Genomic DNA, 15,500 nt, shown 5'->3' on the forward strand with positions numbered 1-15,500 from the left:
CTATCGGAAAACCATCAAATTTTAACCAAATACTTATTTTAACAGTAAACTTAAATTAAATTTTAAATTATGGCACAGTCAAAATCAACAAAGAAATTGTTTAACATGGCCTACGGCCTTGGGGCATCTGTAGTAATTATCGGTGCTTTGTTCAAGATTCTTCACTGGGAGTTCGGACCTCTGAATGGAGGTATTCTTCTTGCTATAGGTCTTATTACCGAAGCACTTATTTTTGCGATCAGCGCATTTGAACCAGTAGATGACGAATACGATTGGTCTTTGGTTTATCCCGAATTGGCAGGTGGAGCTTCCAACGGAAAAAAGAACGATTTGTCAGAAATAAAAGAAGCGGAGACATCTTTGTCCAAAAAGTTGGATGACCTTTTAAAAGAGGCTGGTGTAGACGCCAATCTTATGGAGAGCTTGGGTGACAGTATCCGAAATTTTGAAGGAGCTGCCAAAGGTATCGCCCCTACAATGGATGCCATGGAATCTACCAAGAAGTATTCTGAGGAAATGGTTCAGGCCGCGGCTCAAATGGAATCTTTGAACAGTTTGTACAAAGTTCAATTGGAGAGCGCAAGCAAACAAGCCTCTGTTAACGAAGAGGTGGTACAGAATGCCAGTGCCCTTAAGGAGCAAATGGAATCCTTGGCTACTAACCTATCATCCTTGAACGGTGTTTACGGTGGCATGTTGACCGCAATGAACAGAAACTAATTGGATAGAATTCCTTAAACCCAAATCAGATTAATTAATTAAATCCAATTAGAAAATATGGCTTCAGGAAAACAAACGCCACGTCAAAAGATGATCAACCTAATGTACCTGATCTTCATTGCGATGTTGGCCTTAAATATGAGCAAGGAAGTTCTTGCGGCGTTCGGGATTATGAACGAACGAATGGAGGCTTCCAATGTAAAGACCAAAGAAAGTAACGAAGCTTTCTTGGCCAGCCTAGAAACGAAGGCATCCGAAGATTCCGCCAAATACGGGGAATTGTATCAGAATGCACAACGGATAAAAACATTGTCACAAGAGTATTACGATTATTTGGAGGCTCTTAAGGCAGAGATGATGAAAGATACCGAAGATCCCAAGGATTATACCGTAATGGACAAGTCCGATTATCTCGATCAAAAATTCTTTCAGGGGGACAATTTGGCCGCTGATGGTAAGGAGTTCATGAAACGAATTACGGATTATCGTACCCAAGTTGCAGCAATTGTTCCTGCAGGAATCAAGGAATCTATTAATGCTCGTTTCGAGACAGGTGATGCCAATGGTAAGGTTGAGAAACGTGATGGTACCAAACAAGATTGGATCAACTATCACTATGAAGGCTTCCCACAAGTAGCTTCTTTGGCTAAGTTGACCGCTCTTCAAGCGGATGTTAAGGCTACCGAGGAAGATGCTTTGAAATCCATGTTGGAAGGAGAGCTGACCAGCCAAGTTTCCTTAAAAAACTTTGCTACTTCTCTTTTGGCTACTAAGTCCGCTTTCTATAGTGGTGAGAAATATGACGGTAAGATAATTATCAGCAAGACCGACAATTCCTCTACACCCGTTAAGGCAGAATTGACCTTGGACGGTAGAAAATTGACAGATGGAAAGGACTATCGTCTGGAAGCAGGCGGGGTTAAATTGCTAATAGGCGCTGGAGCTCCCGGCGACCATACCGTAGAAGGCACATTGTATTTTATGCAGGATGGTGAAGAGATTCCTGTACCTGTGAAAAATGCCTTCGCAACAATCAGCAAACCTAACGCTGCTTTGATTGCTGCCGATAAGATGAACGTTGTGTATCGAGGAGTATCCAATCCAATGTCCATTTCAATTCCTGGTATACCGAATAATAAGGTAACTGCATCTGCACCTGGTCTTACGAAAAGAAATGGTAGCAGTTATGTAATGAATCCTGGAAAAGGAAGAACCGTTAAGATTATTGCTTCAGGTATCTTGCCCGATGGTCAGCGTATCTCTACTCCTGCTACATTCAGGATAAAGGATATTCCAAGGCCTGCAGGATCAGTAAGTAAGCAGACCGGTAGTCTAAAATTGCCAAGAAGAAACTTGGAAATTGCCACGGTCAGTGCCATGTTGGAAGATTTTGACTTTGACTTGAACCTTGCCGTAAGTGGATTTAAATTTAAAGTTCCCGGACAGCCAACGGTTGCCGTTAATGGTAACAAATTGGACTCCAGGGCCAAATCCGCGTTGAAGCGCGCAAAAAGAGGTGATGCCGTTCAGATATTCGATATCAACGCTTACATCACAAACAACAAGACGTACAAATTGAAAAAAGTATCTCCGGTAGTTGTGGAGATAACAAATTAATAACGATTAAAACCCGAGTGGCCTTAACAAGGTCGCTCGGTAATTTTAAAGGATTGAAACCATGAATTGGAAGAATGTTTTATTGATTGGAGCTGTTGGTTTACTGCCCTTATCCATAATGGCCCAGGCGAATATATTGAACGCCAAGAAACCTGAGGATATTGGGAAAAAGACCGAAGCTCAAAAAGCGATGGACAACGACGCTCCCTTGGAATATGGCTATGTGGACGATAGGGATATCCTTTGGTCCAAGACCGTATGGGAGGTGATAGATTTGGACGAGCGTGTAAACTTTCCATTGTACTATCCAATAGACACCGTGGATATCGGTGCCGACAGAAGGTCCTTGTATGATGTTTTAATGAAGAACATCAAAAATGGTAAACTTCAGGATGTATATGTAGATTCCTATTTTACTGAAAAAAGGAGTTTCGATGATTTAACGGCTACCTTGCAAAAAGTAGATACCACAGACTATGGTTATGAGCAATTGAATGCCGGTGAGGAGCTCTCCCAGGAATTTGTAATCCGTAGAGATCTTACTGCTGCCGATATTGAAGAATACCGTATTAAGGGAATCTGGTATTTTGATAAGCGTCAAGGTGAATTGAAATATCGACTACTGGGACTTGCTCCCGTAGCTCCGGATGTCAACTTTATCGATGACGAATCCATGGATCCCGGGGATGCCAAAGTGGAATTGTTCTGGGTATGGTATCCTGGGGCACGGCAAATTTTGCATGATGCCAAGGTATTCAACCAAAGAAATTCCGCCCAGCCCATATCCTTTGATATGCTTTTGAACGCAAGAAGGTTTAATGGCGTTATCTACCGTGAGGATAACGTGCATGGGGACCGGGAAATCAATGATTACATTTCGGACAATGCCCTGTTTCAATTATTGGAGGCCAACCGCATAAAGGAGGTCATCCGGGATCGGGAACAGGATATGTGGGCCTACTAACATAAGCAACTTGCATAGTAGCCCTTGCCATTGCAAAGTGGCAATCCGGTTAGACAAGATTACATTCCAATTCAATACAACTTAGATACCCTTACCATCCCGTAAGGGTATTTTTTGTTTATCCATACTCGGTTGGGATTTCCGGCAATAACGATTACAATTTCTACCTTTGCCCCATGTTGGATTATATAGTTGTGGGCCTGGGTCTGGCCGGGGTTTCGTTCTGCGAGCAATTGGAAAGGAATAACAAATCCTTCTTGATAATTAGTGATGGTTCACAGACCTCTTCCATTGTGGCAGGCGGACTTTATAATCCCGTAATTCTAAAACGTTTTACATTGGCCTGGAAGGCCCGGGAGCAGTTGGACAAGGCTATTCCCTTTTACCAAGGGCTGGAAAAAAAATTAAGGGTAAAACTAGATTTTAAGGTTCCCGTACTAAGGCGATTTACCTCAATTGAAGAACAAAACTTGTGGTTTGAGGCAGCCGACCAAAAAGGGTTAAGCCATTTTTTGTCCACGGAGCTTATCCAAAACAGAAACACTGGAATTAAGGCTCCCTTTGGTTATGGTGAAGTTCTGCATACCGGTAGGATAGACACGGCAACCCTATTGAACTCCTATGCCCATTACTTACTGAAACAACAATTGTTCTTAAGGGAAACCTTTGATTATGGTGCACTTAAAATTTCGATGGATTGGGTAGAATATAAGTCCTTGAAGGCTAGACAAATTGTTTTTGCGGAAGGATTTGGATTAAAAAAGAACCCCTATTTCAGTTACCTGCCACTTAATGGCACCAAGGGAGAGCTACTTACTATAAAGGCTCCAGCCCTATTGGAAAATAGGGTAATAAAATCTTCCGTATTTATTATTCCCCTAGGTAATGACCTTTACCGTATAGGCGCCACATATAAATGGAAAGATAAATCCAACAGACCAACACGGGAAGCAAAATCCGAACTGTTACAAAAATTGGATACATTCCTGGACTGCGATTATGAGGTTATGGATCAAGTAGCCGGTATACGGCCCACGGTAACCGATAGGAGGCCCTTGGTAGGCAAGCATCCCAAGTATGACAATTTGTATGTCCTGAACGGATTTGGATCCAGAGGTGTCATGATCGCACCATTTGCTGGCCAAAGCTTATATGCAGTCATAGAAAAAAGGGAGCCGGTACCTGAGGAAATGGATATTGCCCGCTTTACGAAGAAATATTTTGAGTATTCGGATTAGCGGCTTCTGCATCATATTTAACAAAGAAGTTTATCCAAATATTTCGGGACAATCGTATAATTACCGGTAAGAAGAACACTAGCGTTCCGACAATGGCTATAAAAGTATTGAGCAGTGATAGACCTATGAACAAATAGGAAACAACGAAAGCTGCTACGGCAAAGGCGACACCAACAGCATAACTTACATACATGGCCCCATAGAAAAAAGATGGCTCCATTTTATATTTAAGACCGCAGTGCGAGCAGCGTTCATGCATCTTAAAAAGATTGCCCATATTGTAGGGGTTCCTATCCACATACATGCTTTCTTGGTGGCATCTAGGACAACATCCTGTTAAAATGCTATAGAGTTTGTTCCCTTTTTTTAACATTTGCAAAAGTTTTAGGCAAAGGTAAAGGTTTGCCTATTTCCAAACGTTACAAAAGTCACAAAATGCTCAACGTCCATAATCTTTCCATTTCCTTTGGAGGGGAGTACCTTTTTAAGCAGGTTTCATTTCGTTTAAATGGAGGAGATCGGGTGGGTCTTATCGGAAAGAACGGGGCCGGGAAATCCACAATGCTCAAACTGCTTTCCAAGGAGATGTCATTGGACTCTGGAACCATTGCCGTTGAGAAAAACGTGAAAATCGGTTTTCTGAGGCAGGATATCGATTTTGAACAGGGCAGAACGGTTCTGGAGGAAGCGTATCAGGCCTTTGTGGAATTGAAGGCCTTGGAATTGAAATTGGACGAGATAAATCGGGAACTTGCAGAACGTACTGATTACGAAAGTGAGGTGTACAATCAACTGATGGTGGACCTGAACGAGGTAACCCATCAATATGATATTTTGGGCGGGTACAACTATCAGGGTGAAACAGAAAAGATATTACTGGGCCTTGGGTTTAAACGTGATGATTTCAATGAAGGAACCGATACTTTTTCCGGTGGGTGGCGTATGCGGATAGAATTGGCCAAATTACTTTTGCAAAACAATGATGTGCTGTTATTGGACGAACCCACGAACCATTTGGATATTGAATCCATTATTTGGTTAGAGCAATTCCTCATTAATTATTCCGGTGCGGTCGTAATCGTATCACACGATAAAATGTTTTTGGATACTGTGACCAATAGAACCATCGAGATTTCATTAGGGCGCATTTATGACTATAAAAAACCGTATTCGCAGTATTTAAAGCTCCGTGCAGAAATGAAGGAGCAACAACTTAATGCACAAAAAAACCAAGAAAGGGAAATACAACAGGCGGAGCGTTTGATCGAAAAATTCAGGGCAAAATCAACGAAGGCTTCCATGGCACAATCGCTTATCAAGAAGTTGGACAAAATGGAACGCATTGAGGTAGATCAGGAAGACAATGCGGTTATGAACCTAAGGTTTCCGGTTTCCGTTACCCCGGGTAAAGTTGTCACTGAAATTAACGACCTTTCCAAGAGTTATGGAGACAATCATGTGCTTCAAGGCATAAATCTTCTGATAGAACGCAATAGTAAGACGGCATTTGTGGGGCAAAATGGACAGGGAAAAACCACTTTGGCCAAAATCATTGTCGGAGAATTGGAGCATCAAGGTAGGGTTAAGTTAGGACATAATGTGCAGATTGGGTATTTTGCCCAGAACCAAGCCGAGTATTTGGACGGGAACAAAACTGTTCTGGATACTATGATAGATGCCGCCAATGAGAAGAACAGAAGCAAGGTCAGGGATATTCTGGGCTCATTTCTATTTAGTGGCGATGAGGTGGAAAAATATGTGAAGGTACTCTCGGGCGGAGAGCGAAACCGATTGGCATTGGCCAAAATGCTACTAAAGCCTTTTAATGTTTTGGTAATGGACGAACCTACCAATCATTTGGACATACGTTCCAAGAACGTACTAAAACAGGCTTTGAAGAATTTTGAGGGAACCTTGATATTGGTTTCACATGATAGGGACTTTCTGCAAGGACTTACCAACAATGTCTATGAGTTTAAGGATAGAAGGATAAAGGAGTTTTTAGGCGATATCGATTTTTATTTGGAGCAACGTCAAGTAGATAGTTTTAGGGCCATTGAGAAAAACCATACGGTACCTAAAAAACCGGTAAAAAGTGAAAAGGCCGGAAATTCGTTCAAAGATCAGAAAAAGTTGAAATCCTTAAAAAACAGACTTAGTTCTGTAGAAAGTAAGATATCCGATCTGGAAAAGGAGTTGGCAGAGATAGACCATAACCTGCTCATGGATTATGATACGACCATTGCGGCCCCCAACTTTTTTGATGATTATCAAAAAAAGAAAAAAAACCTTGAAGGGCTTATGGAGGATTGGGAACAAATCACTTTGACCTTGGATGAATTATCTTTGTAGGAAAATTTCTTTGCCCACTTCATTTTGGTACACCACAGAATAACGTTCTTTCACAACAAAATGGGGCGTTTCGTCGATATTTTTTGCTTTTTATCCCTTATTAGAGTTTCTTTGTAAGGTAATTCTTTATTTGATAAGTCTAAATCTTACGGTCTATTCTTATAACTGACAACCGATGAAAAAGCTATTTTGTTTTTTGACGATAAGCTTACTAAGCGCCAACATAATCTTTGCGGAGGTAACCCGTAAAGAGAAAAAGGCGCTAATAGATTTATATGAGAGCACCCAAGGTAAGGAATGGATAAAAAAGTGGAATTTGGAAGAACCCGTATCCAATTGGAGAGGTGTAAAGGTAGAGAATGGCCATGTGATTGAAATTAATCTATTTCGAAATAATCTCAATGGTATCATTCCAGAGAGCATTGGAGACTTAGGCCATCTTAAGGTGCTTAACCTAGCATTCAACACCATTACTGGAGAATTACCGGCCACTATAGTCTTACTTGATGAATTAAGGGTGTTGAAATTGGAAATGAATAGAATTAAGGGAGAACTTCCGGAGGTCATTGGTAAAATGGAAAACTTGGAAGAGATTAGCCTCTTCAATAATTTTATATCGGGAAGTATTCCCGAAAGCATAGGAAGTATCAAGAACTTAAAAATACTCAACCTTTCCAGTAACAACATTAAGGGAAGGATTCCAAATGCTTTAGGTGATCTGACCCAGTTGGAAAGTCTGGGCCTCTTTGAAAATGCCTTAGAAGGAAGCATTCCTCCGGAAATTGGAAAATTGGTAAAAATGAAGGAGCTGGTATTGGCCAATAATCAATTGGCAGGCGAGATTCCTGCAGAGTTTGCCCAATTGGCCAGTCTTGAAATTTTCCAGATTCAAAACAACAAATTCGATTCTTTCGAGAATCTACACATGATGGATTCCCAGCAATTTCTGGTATTCGATTATGATAAGGAAGAATTCGATCCCAATTTTAAGGACGTCAATTTTAGCAAGACAAGAATGGCGGATACGAAATTTGAAGATGTTGAGGATGATTAGTGATTTATAATTTTTTGATTAGTTAGTTTGGTTGAAGGGATGCAAGGTTTGCATCCCTTTTTATTTGAGGTTCGTGCGGATACTACAATAACACAAGAAATTGAGGAAAAAAACGTTAGAAACATACAGTGCAACGAATAAATACAATATGTGTCGGATAAATCTTGGCCTACAAATATGAAGAACAACCAAGATATTTTACGATAACCAACCTTAAATCTTTTTTATTATGAATAGAAAACTACTGTATGTCACCTTCTCTTTTTTTCTGCTATTGCAAGCTCTTACAATGGCACAAATACCTGGAAGTGAAAAATCGGCCCTTATAGACCTCTACGAGGCTACAAATGGAGATTCTTGGAGTATTACGTGGAACTTAAAATCGGATGTCCATGAATGGTACGGTGTGGACATTGTAGAGGGTCATGTAGTTGGCCTTACCCTTTATAAAAATAACTTGACCGGAAGGATCCCGTCAAGTTTAAAAAATCTAAAAAGGCTTGAAGTACTTGATTTGGCATTCAATGCCTTGGAAGGAGAATTGCCGGCCACATTGGCCGAACTAACCAAGCTGAAGGTCTTAAAACTTGAAATGAACAGTTTAAAAGGTGAGATTCCACAAAGCTTTACGGCAATGTTGGATTTGGAGGAACTTATTCTATTTGATAATAAACTTGGAGGAAACATCCCAAACCATATCGGAGCGGTAAAAAAATTAAAGATTCTTGATTTATCCAATAACTATTTACAAGGCAGCCTGCCCGAAAGCATTGGAGAGCTTTCTAATTTAACAAATTTGGGGCTTTCCGGTAATAAGCTGGAAGGCGAAATAAGCACTAGTTTTGGTAACATGCAAAATCTGTCCGAGTTGTTGCTGGCCTTCAATAACTTTCAGGGAACTGTACCTAAAGGCATCGATGCTTTGCCTTATTTGGAACTGGTTCAACTTCAGGGAAACAATTTCACTTCTTTCGAAAATCTTCAGAATCTGCAGAGCAAGAATCTTCTTGTTTTTGACACGGATGACCTTAAGCTAAATCTTAAATATCGGGAATTGTTTGATATCCACGCCCCGGTGGCCAATACAAAATTTGAAGAGGAAAATTAAGTCTTGGAGACTATATAAGAATACCAAAAAGGGGATGTGAAAGCATCCCCTTTTTCGTGTTTAACGAATTTGGATTACCCCTAAACAGATTTTAATATATCTTTAACATTAGTTGCGTATGCAACTAATTCTTTTTCTATAGCTTAGCCGAGTGAAAACCAAAATGGTACCGGACCTTGAGTCTTCCCTGGCACCCTGGATAGGGAAGACCTCAAAAATCGTGGATTATTATCTGCAGGATGCTTTGCAACAACATGGTTTTATACTTACCAAGGAACAGTTTGTTGTATTAAAAAAACTCCATGAAAAAAACGGCCTAAACCAAAATGAGTTGGCACTGCTACTTTATCGGGATAAATCGACGATGGCGCGACTACTGGCAAAAATGGAGGAAAGAGGTTTGGTCAGAAGGGAACAAAGCGACGAGGATAAGCGAATAAACAAAATATATATCACTGAAAATGGCAAAACTACCTTCAACAGGACCTTGCCGGTGGTTAATCGGATAATCAATGTTCTTGAACATAATATCACCCAAACAGAGAAAGAACAGATAATAGATATTCTTAAGAAAGTACAGTCCAACCTAAAACGAAAATCGGCGCTGCCACAAGAACAACCATGAGAAAGATTATTTTATCCATATTGGGGCTTGTAATTATTGTATTGGCCATTTTTTTGGCCAAAATAATTATAGATAGCAAAAAAAGTTATCGGCCCCAGGCGCAAAAGGTAGTGAAGACCGTTTTTACCCAAGTGGTGAAAAATGGTACCGTTCCTATCGTAGTTCCCGCAAACGGGAATTTAGTGGCCAAAAATAGGGTAGAACTCTATTCGGAGGTACAAGGTGTATTTCGGGGTGGCAATAAACTGTTCAGACCTGGTCAAAATTACAATAGGGGAGCCACCATTATTAAAATAGATTCCGATGAATACGCAGCCAGTGTGAGAAGCGCCAAAAGTAATCTCTTTAATTTAATTACCTCGGTAATGCCCGATTTGCGATTGGATTATCCGGAGGCTTTCTCCAAATGGCAAACCTATCTAAATGACTTTGATATGTCCAAAAGTACTCCCCCGTTACCGGACATGGATTCGGACAAGGAGAAATTTTTTATTTCGGGTCGTGGGATACTTACATCATATTACAACATCAAGAACTTGGAACAACGCTTGTCCAAATATCGAATTCAAGCTCCTTTTGACGGAGTATTGACCGAAACCCTGGTTACAGAGGGAACCTTGGTGAGGTCTGGTCAAAAGCTTGGGGAATTCATCAAGACCGGAATATATGAACTTGAGGTCTCGGTAGGCAAGACCTATAGCGACCTGCTAAAGGTCGGGGAGCGAGTGGAGCTTAATGACTTGGACAAAACGAAAACATATATCGGTAGTGTTACCCGTATCAATGGAAGGGTGGACCAGACTTCCCAGACGATCAAAGCATTCATTGAAGTAGCCGATGCAACACTTCGAGAAGGGATGTATCTAGAGGCCAATCTGCAGGCAAAGGAGGAGGAGAACGCCATTGAGATCGACAGGAGTCTCTTGTTGGAAAACGATAAAATTTTTGTGGTAAGGGATTCTATTTTGGATTTGATAGATGTGAGACCGGTATATTTTACGGATAAAAGGGTAGTGCTAAAGGACATCCCTGATGGTACAAGTATAATGGCCAAACCCTTAATAGGGGCCTATACCGGAATGGCCGTACAGGTTTATAAGGACAAATCCGATAACAAGAAGGGATAATGCGAAAGATTATTGAGTATTTTATTAAGTATCATGTCGCGGTAAACGTGATAGTGCTTGCCTTCATAATTTTTGGGGTAGTGGGCGCCTCCTTATTGAAGTCCTCCTTTTTTCCATTGACGGATTCAAAGAATATACTCATAACCATTACATACCCCGGAGCTTCGCCCCAAGAAGTGGAGGAGGGTATTATTCTCAAGATAGAGGACAATTTAAAAGGATTGGAAGGGGTTGATCGCGTTACCTCTACCTCGAGGGAAAACAACGGAAGTATCAACGTGGAGATCGAGAAGGGCAGGGACATCGACTTCATGCTCCTTGAAGTAAAAAATGCAGTAGATCGGGTACCGACCTTTCCTACCGGTATGGAACCGTTGATCGTTGCCAAATTGGAAGCGGTACGGCCAACCATAAGTTTTGCCATAAGCGGTGAGAATGTGCCTTTAGTAACATTAAAGCAGATAGGGAGGCAAATAGAGAATGATATCAGGGCAATTGAAGGTATTTCCCAAATAGAGATTGCGGGTTATCCGGATGAAGAAATTGAGATTGCCGTAAATGAAAATAGTCTTTTGGCCTATGACCTTTCTTTTCAGGAAGTGGCCCAGGCAGTGGCCAATGCCAACATACTGGTTACAGGAGGGACCATAAAGACAAATGCCGAGGAATATTTGATAAGGGCAAAGAATCGTTCATACTACGCCAACGAGCTTTCCAATATCATCGTTAGGGCTGATGTTTCCGGACAGACCGTGCGTTTAAAGGACGTATCCCGTATTAGGGACCGGTTTTCGGAGACTCCCAATATGGCTTATTTTAATGGCAACCTTTCAGTAAATGTAACTATCACCAGCACAAATACTGAAGATTTGATAGGGTCGGCGGAAAAGGTAAAGGAGTACATAGCTGAATTCAATCAAAAATATGAAAATGTACAATTGGATGTAGTTCGTGACCTTTCCACCACTTTGGTTCAAAGGACCCAGTTATTAAGCGAAAATGCCATATTGGGTACCATACTTGTGCTTACCTTCCTTTCTTTGTTCTTGAATACACGCTTGGCCTTTTGGGTGGCTTTTGGTCTTCCCATATCCTTTCTGGGCATGTTCATTTTTGCCGGTTTTTTTGACGTTACCATAAATGTGCTTTCACTTTTTGGAATGATTATCGTTATCGGTATTTTGGTGGATGACGGTATCGTAATCGCCGAGAACATTTATCAGCATTATGAGAAGGGCAAATCGCCGGTGCAGGCTGCCGTGGATGGCACAATGGAGGTTATTCCACCCATTGTTTCAGCTATTGTTACCACTATATTGGCCTTCTCTATTTTTCTGTTTCTGGACGGCCGTATCGGGGATTTCTTTGGGGAGGTTTCCGTAATCGTTCTCCTTACCTTGGTGGTCTCCTTAATCGAGGCCCTGATTATTTTGCCTGCCCACTTGGCACACTCCAAGGCATTGCGTCCTCCTAGCGGAGAACCGAAAAATGGCATTGCCAAGGCCTTTGCCAAGCTTAGGGGAATCAACCGATCCGGGGACCGCGCTATGGCTTGGATGCGGGACAATATGTACAGCCCATCCTTAAAATTTGCATTGAAATATAAACTATTAACGTTTTCCTTCTTTGCCATGGCCTTGATTCTGACCTTCGGTTCCATTGGGGGTGGTATAATACGAACAGCCTTTTTCCCCCGTATTGCCAGTGACAGGGCCCAAGTGGAGCTTTTAATGCCTAATGGCACAAATGAAAAGGTTACGGACTCCATTATTAGTCTAATTGAGGAAAAATCTAAAATTGTAAACCAGGAACTAACGGAGAAATATTTAAAGGGTACTGGAAAGGAGCTTTTTGAAAATGTAATTAAGGAAATAGGACCGGGTTCATCCTCTGCAACATTGACCATTAACATGTTGCCTGGCGAGGAACGTCCGGATGCGGTACGTTCGGATTTGGTTACCAACAGATTACGGGAATTAGTAGGCCCGGTAATTGGGGTGGAAAGTCTTATCTATGGGTCTGGCAGCAATTTTGGAGGTGACCCCGTATCAGTTTCGCTCTTGGGAAATAACATCCAGGAACTCAAATCGGCTAAACAAGAACTTAAGGCAGCTATGCTCAGTAATAGTTCCTTAAAGGACATTTCGGATAATGACCCCGCCGGTATTAAGGAAATCCGATTGGAGCTCAAGGAAAACGCATACCTTCTGGGATTGGATCTAAGGATGATAATGGATCAGGTGCGTGCCGGTTTTTTTGGTGCACAGGCCCAACGGTTCCAAAGGGGACAGGACGAGATAAGGGTTTGGGTACGCTATGACCGAGATAACCGTTCCTCTATTGCGGATTTGGATGAAATGCGGATCGTAACCCCCTCCGGGGATAGAATTCCTTTACGGGAAATCGCCAATTACAGCATAGAACGTGGAGATGTGGCCATAAACCGTTTGGAAGGTCAAAGGGAAATACAGATTTCGGCCGATTTAAAAGACCCAAAGGCCACAAGCCCGGTAGATGTTATGAATGAGATCCGGACCGTCATCATGCCCGAAATACAATCAAAATATCCTACCGTAAGCGCATCTTATGAAGGACAGAATCGGGAACGAAACAAACTATTCGACTCCCTGAATCTGGTTGGACTGTCCGTTTTGGGTTTAATTTACATAACCATTGCTTTTACGTTTAGAAGTTTTAGTCAACCGTTAATGTTACTTCTATTGGTGCCCTTTAGCCTCACTGCAGTAGCATGGGGGCACTGGATTCATGATTTCCCCATAAACATACTTTCCATGTTGGGTATCATAGCGTTGATAGGAATTATGGTCAATGACGGGCTGGTACTTATTGGGAAGTTTAATGGTAACCTAAGGACGGGAATGTCTTTTGATGATGCCATATATGAAGCCGGTCGTTCACGTTTTAGGGCAATTTTCCTTACCTCGATTACAACCATAGCCGGGCTGGCTCCCCTAATGCTGGAAACAAGTAGACAAGCCCAGTTTTTGATACCTATGGCCATTTCCATAGCCTATGGTATTGGTTTTGCTACTGTATTGACCCTATTGATGCTTCCCATTTTTCTTTCTTTCAGCAATAAGGTCAAGGTGAATACCAAATGGTTGGCCACTGGAAACAAAATCACGAAAGAAGAGGTGGAACGGGCCATTAGAGAACAAAAAGAGGAACTGCAACTCCTTGGAGAAATGACCAAATCAACCAATGGTATTGATGGAGAACTGGATCAGTCCAAGGAAATGTTTCCTAAATCTGAAAAAGCATTAGAAGAACACGCAGAATGAACAGTATACGATTGACCTCTATTTCTTTCCTGTTTATAACCTTTGCCACATTAGCCCAAGAAGAAGTACTATCCAAGCAGGAAGCCGCAAATATAGCATTGGAGAATAACTTTGGAATTCAAGTAGCCAAAAATCAGGTCGAAATTGCACAGAATAATCAAAGTGTCTTGAACTCGGGATTTTTGCCTAGTCTAACAGGTACGGCAAATGCCAATTACCAGCGTGATGATAACACGTTCTCGTTTCCTGGTCAATTCCTAAACGACCCTAATACCAATGAGCCCATTATTGATCCGGACACTGGCCAACCCGTCCCCAGGCCGGATGTAGACTTGTACAAGGCCGAAGCACAACGTTACGGTACTGCTTTAAATGCGAATTATACGCTTTTTGATGGTCTCGGCCGGTTATATAACTATAAGCGACTGAAGGAGCAGTACCGACTAAGCGAGCTTCAGGCACGGGAGACCATTGAAAATACCATGCTACAGCTCTTTAGTGTCTATTTTGAAGTAGCCCGACTTACCGAAAATGAAAATGTACTGAGGCAGGCTCTGGATATTTCCACAGATCGTATAAGACGCGCGGAATATTCCTTTGAATACGGGCAAAACACGAAGTTGGATATTTTAAATGCCCAAGTAGATGTAACCAATGATAGCATCAATCTACTGAACACACGTCAACAATTGGAGAATACCATACGTGACCTAAATGTTGTTTTGGCCGAAGACCTGAACAGGGTATATCAGGTAGATACGACAGTTCGCTTTACCCCGAAAATGCAATTGGAGGATTTTATCTCGCAAGCTGATTTGAACAATGTGGCCCTGTTACAAACGGAACGAAATCTGGCCATTAATGAATATGACATTAAAGTGGAACGCTCGGGCTATTTACCTGTGGTGAACCTTAACGGCTCATATGGTTGGAACCTTAATCAGAATGCACCGGGAGCCTTTTTCCCCGGGGTAAATGTAAATAATACCCGAAATTTTGCCTTGGGCGCCACGCTTACCTGGAATTTGTTCGATGGTGGCGGAACCACGGTAAGGGTTAAAAATTCCAAGTTGGCCTATGAGAACCAAGAGCTGCAAAAAGCACAAATAAAGTTAGAGGTAAAACGTGATATAGAAAACGCCTTGGCCATATATGAAAACCGATTGAACATCTATCAAATTCAAGAGCAAAACGTTATTACGAATACGAACAATTTTGAACGGAGCAAAGAACAATTTCAATTGGGCCGTATTACTTCAATTGAATTTCGTCAGGCACAGATCAATCTTTTAAACGCACAGACCAACAAAAATTTGGCAAAATATGATGCCAAACTGGCCGAACTACAATTGTTGCAATTGACCGGGCAATTGCTTAACGTTGAGCTTTGACC

Annotated in this window: 12 protein-coding genes; 11 read left to right on the forward strand and 1 reads right to left on the reverse strand. The window is 41.6% G+C overall.

Annotation, left to right across the window (positions count from 1 at the left end):
- Window positions 1–69 precede the first annotated feature (69 nt).
- From gldL to Q0993_RS05535, 4 genes are all read left to right on the forward strand, one after another.
- On the forward strand, window positions 70–720 hold the full coding sequence (gldL, locus tag Q0993_RS05520) for a gliding motility protein GldL (protein WP_299530527.1): 651 nt from the start codon (window positions 70–72) through the stop codon (window positions 718–720).
- A 57-nt stretch (window positions 721–777) separates the two neighbouring features.
- Complete coding sequence (gene gldM, locus Q0993_RS05525) at window positions 778–2,337, forward strand: gliding motility protein GldM (RefSeq protein WP_299530529.1); 1,560 nt, start codon at window positions 778–780, stop codon at window positions 2,335–2,337.
- Between the two features lie 61 nt (window positions 2,338–2,398).
- Window positions 2,399–3,301, forward strand: coding sequence for a gliding motility protein GldN (gene gldN / locus Q0993_RS05530; protein ID WP_299530531.1), 903 nt, complete (start codon window positions 2,399–2,401; stop codon window positions 3,299–3,301).
- 176 nt (window positions 3,302–3,477) lie between these two features.
- Window positions 3,478–4,539 carry an FAD-binding oxidoreductase gene (locus Q0993_RS05535; RefSeq protein WP_299530533.1) on the forward strand — a complete coding sequence of 354 codons (1,062 nt, stop codon included), beginning with the start codon at window positions 3,478–3,480 and terminating at the stop codon, window positions 4,537–4,539.
- Here the strand turns inward: Q0993_RS05535 and Q0993_RS05540 are convergent.
- Window positions 4,508–4,912, reverse strand: a complete 405-nt coding sequence (locus tag Q0993_RS05540) for a DUF983 domain-containing protein (RefSeq protein ID WP_299530535.1) — start codon at window positions 4,910–4,912, stop codon at window positions 4,508–4,510. The two genes, Q0993_RS05535 and Q0993_RS05540, sit on opposite strands and share 32 nt — an antisense overlap.
- A 62-nt stretch (window positions 4,913–4,974) precedes the next feature.
- On the opposite strand from Q0993_RS05540, the gene Q0993_RS05545 reads away from it, so the two are divergent.
- The 7 genes from Q0993_RS05545 (at window position 4,975) to Q0993_RS05575 (ending at window position 15,498) form a co-directional block, all read left to right on the forward strand.
- Window positions 4,975–6,891 (forward strand): ABC-F family ATP-binding cassette domain-containing protein, encoded by a 1,917-nt coding sequence (locus Q0993_RS05545; protein WP_299530537.1) that lies wholly within the window; start codon window positions 4,975–4,977, stop codon window positions 6,889–6,891.
- A gap of 175 nt (window positions 6,892–7,066) precedes the next feature.
- Window positions 7,067–7,945 carry a hypothetical protein gene (locus Q0993_RS05550; RefSeq protein ID WP_299530539.1) on the forward strand — a complete coding sequence of 293 codons (879 nt, stop codon included), beginning with the start codon at window positions 7,067–7,069 and terminating at the stop codon, window positions 7,943–7,945.
- Window positions 7,946–8,174: 229 nt separating this feature from the next.
- The gene (locus Q0993_RS05555) at window positions 8,175–9,053 is read left to right on the forward strand and encodes a hypothetical protein (RefSeq protein ID WP_299530541.1); all 879 of its coding nucleotides are present in this window, start codon (window positions 8,175–8,177) and stop codon (window positions 9,051–9,053) included.
- 151 nt (window positions 9,054–9,204) lie between these two features.
- Window positions 9,205–9,678 (forward strand): MarR family winged helix-turn-helix transcriptional regulator, encoded by a 474-nt coding sequence (locus Q0993_RS05560; RefSeq protein ID WP_299530543.1) that lies wholly within the window; start codon window positions 9,205–9,207, stop codon window positions 9,676–9,678.
- Window positions 9,675–10,805 carry an HlyD family efflux transporter periplasmic adaptor subunit gene (locus Q0993_RS05565; protein ID WP_299530545.1) on the forward strand — a complete coding sequence of 377 codons (1,131 nt, stop codon included), beginning with the start codon at window positions 9,675–9,677 and terminating at the stop codon, window positions 10,803–10,805. Before Q0993_RS05560 ends, Q0993_RS05565 begins: the two co-directional genes overlap by 4 nt.
- Window positions 10,805–14,107 (forward strand): efflux RND transporter permease subunit, encoded by a 3,303-nt coding sequence (locus Q0993_RS05570; RefSeq protein WP_299530547.1) that lies wholly within the window; start codon window positions 10,805–10,807, stop codon window positions 14,105–14,107. Before Q0993_RS05565 ends, Q0993_RS05570 begins: the two co-directional genes overlap by 1 nt.
- Window positions 14,104–15,498 (forward strand): TolC family protein, encoded by a 1,395-nt coding sequence (locus Q0993_RS05575; protein WP_299530550.1) that lies wholly within the window; start codon window positions 14,104–14,106, stop codon window positions 15,496–15,498. Before Q0993_RS05570 ends, Q0993_RS05575 begins: the two co-directional genes overlap by 4 nt.
- Window positions 15,499–15,500: the final 2 nt, after the last annotated feature.

Source organism: Ulvibacterium sp. (assembly GCF_028285715.1).
GTDB lineage: Bacteria > Bacteroidota > Bacteroidia > Flavobacteriales > Flavobacteriaceae > Ulvibacterium.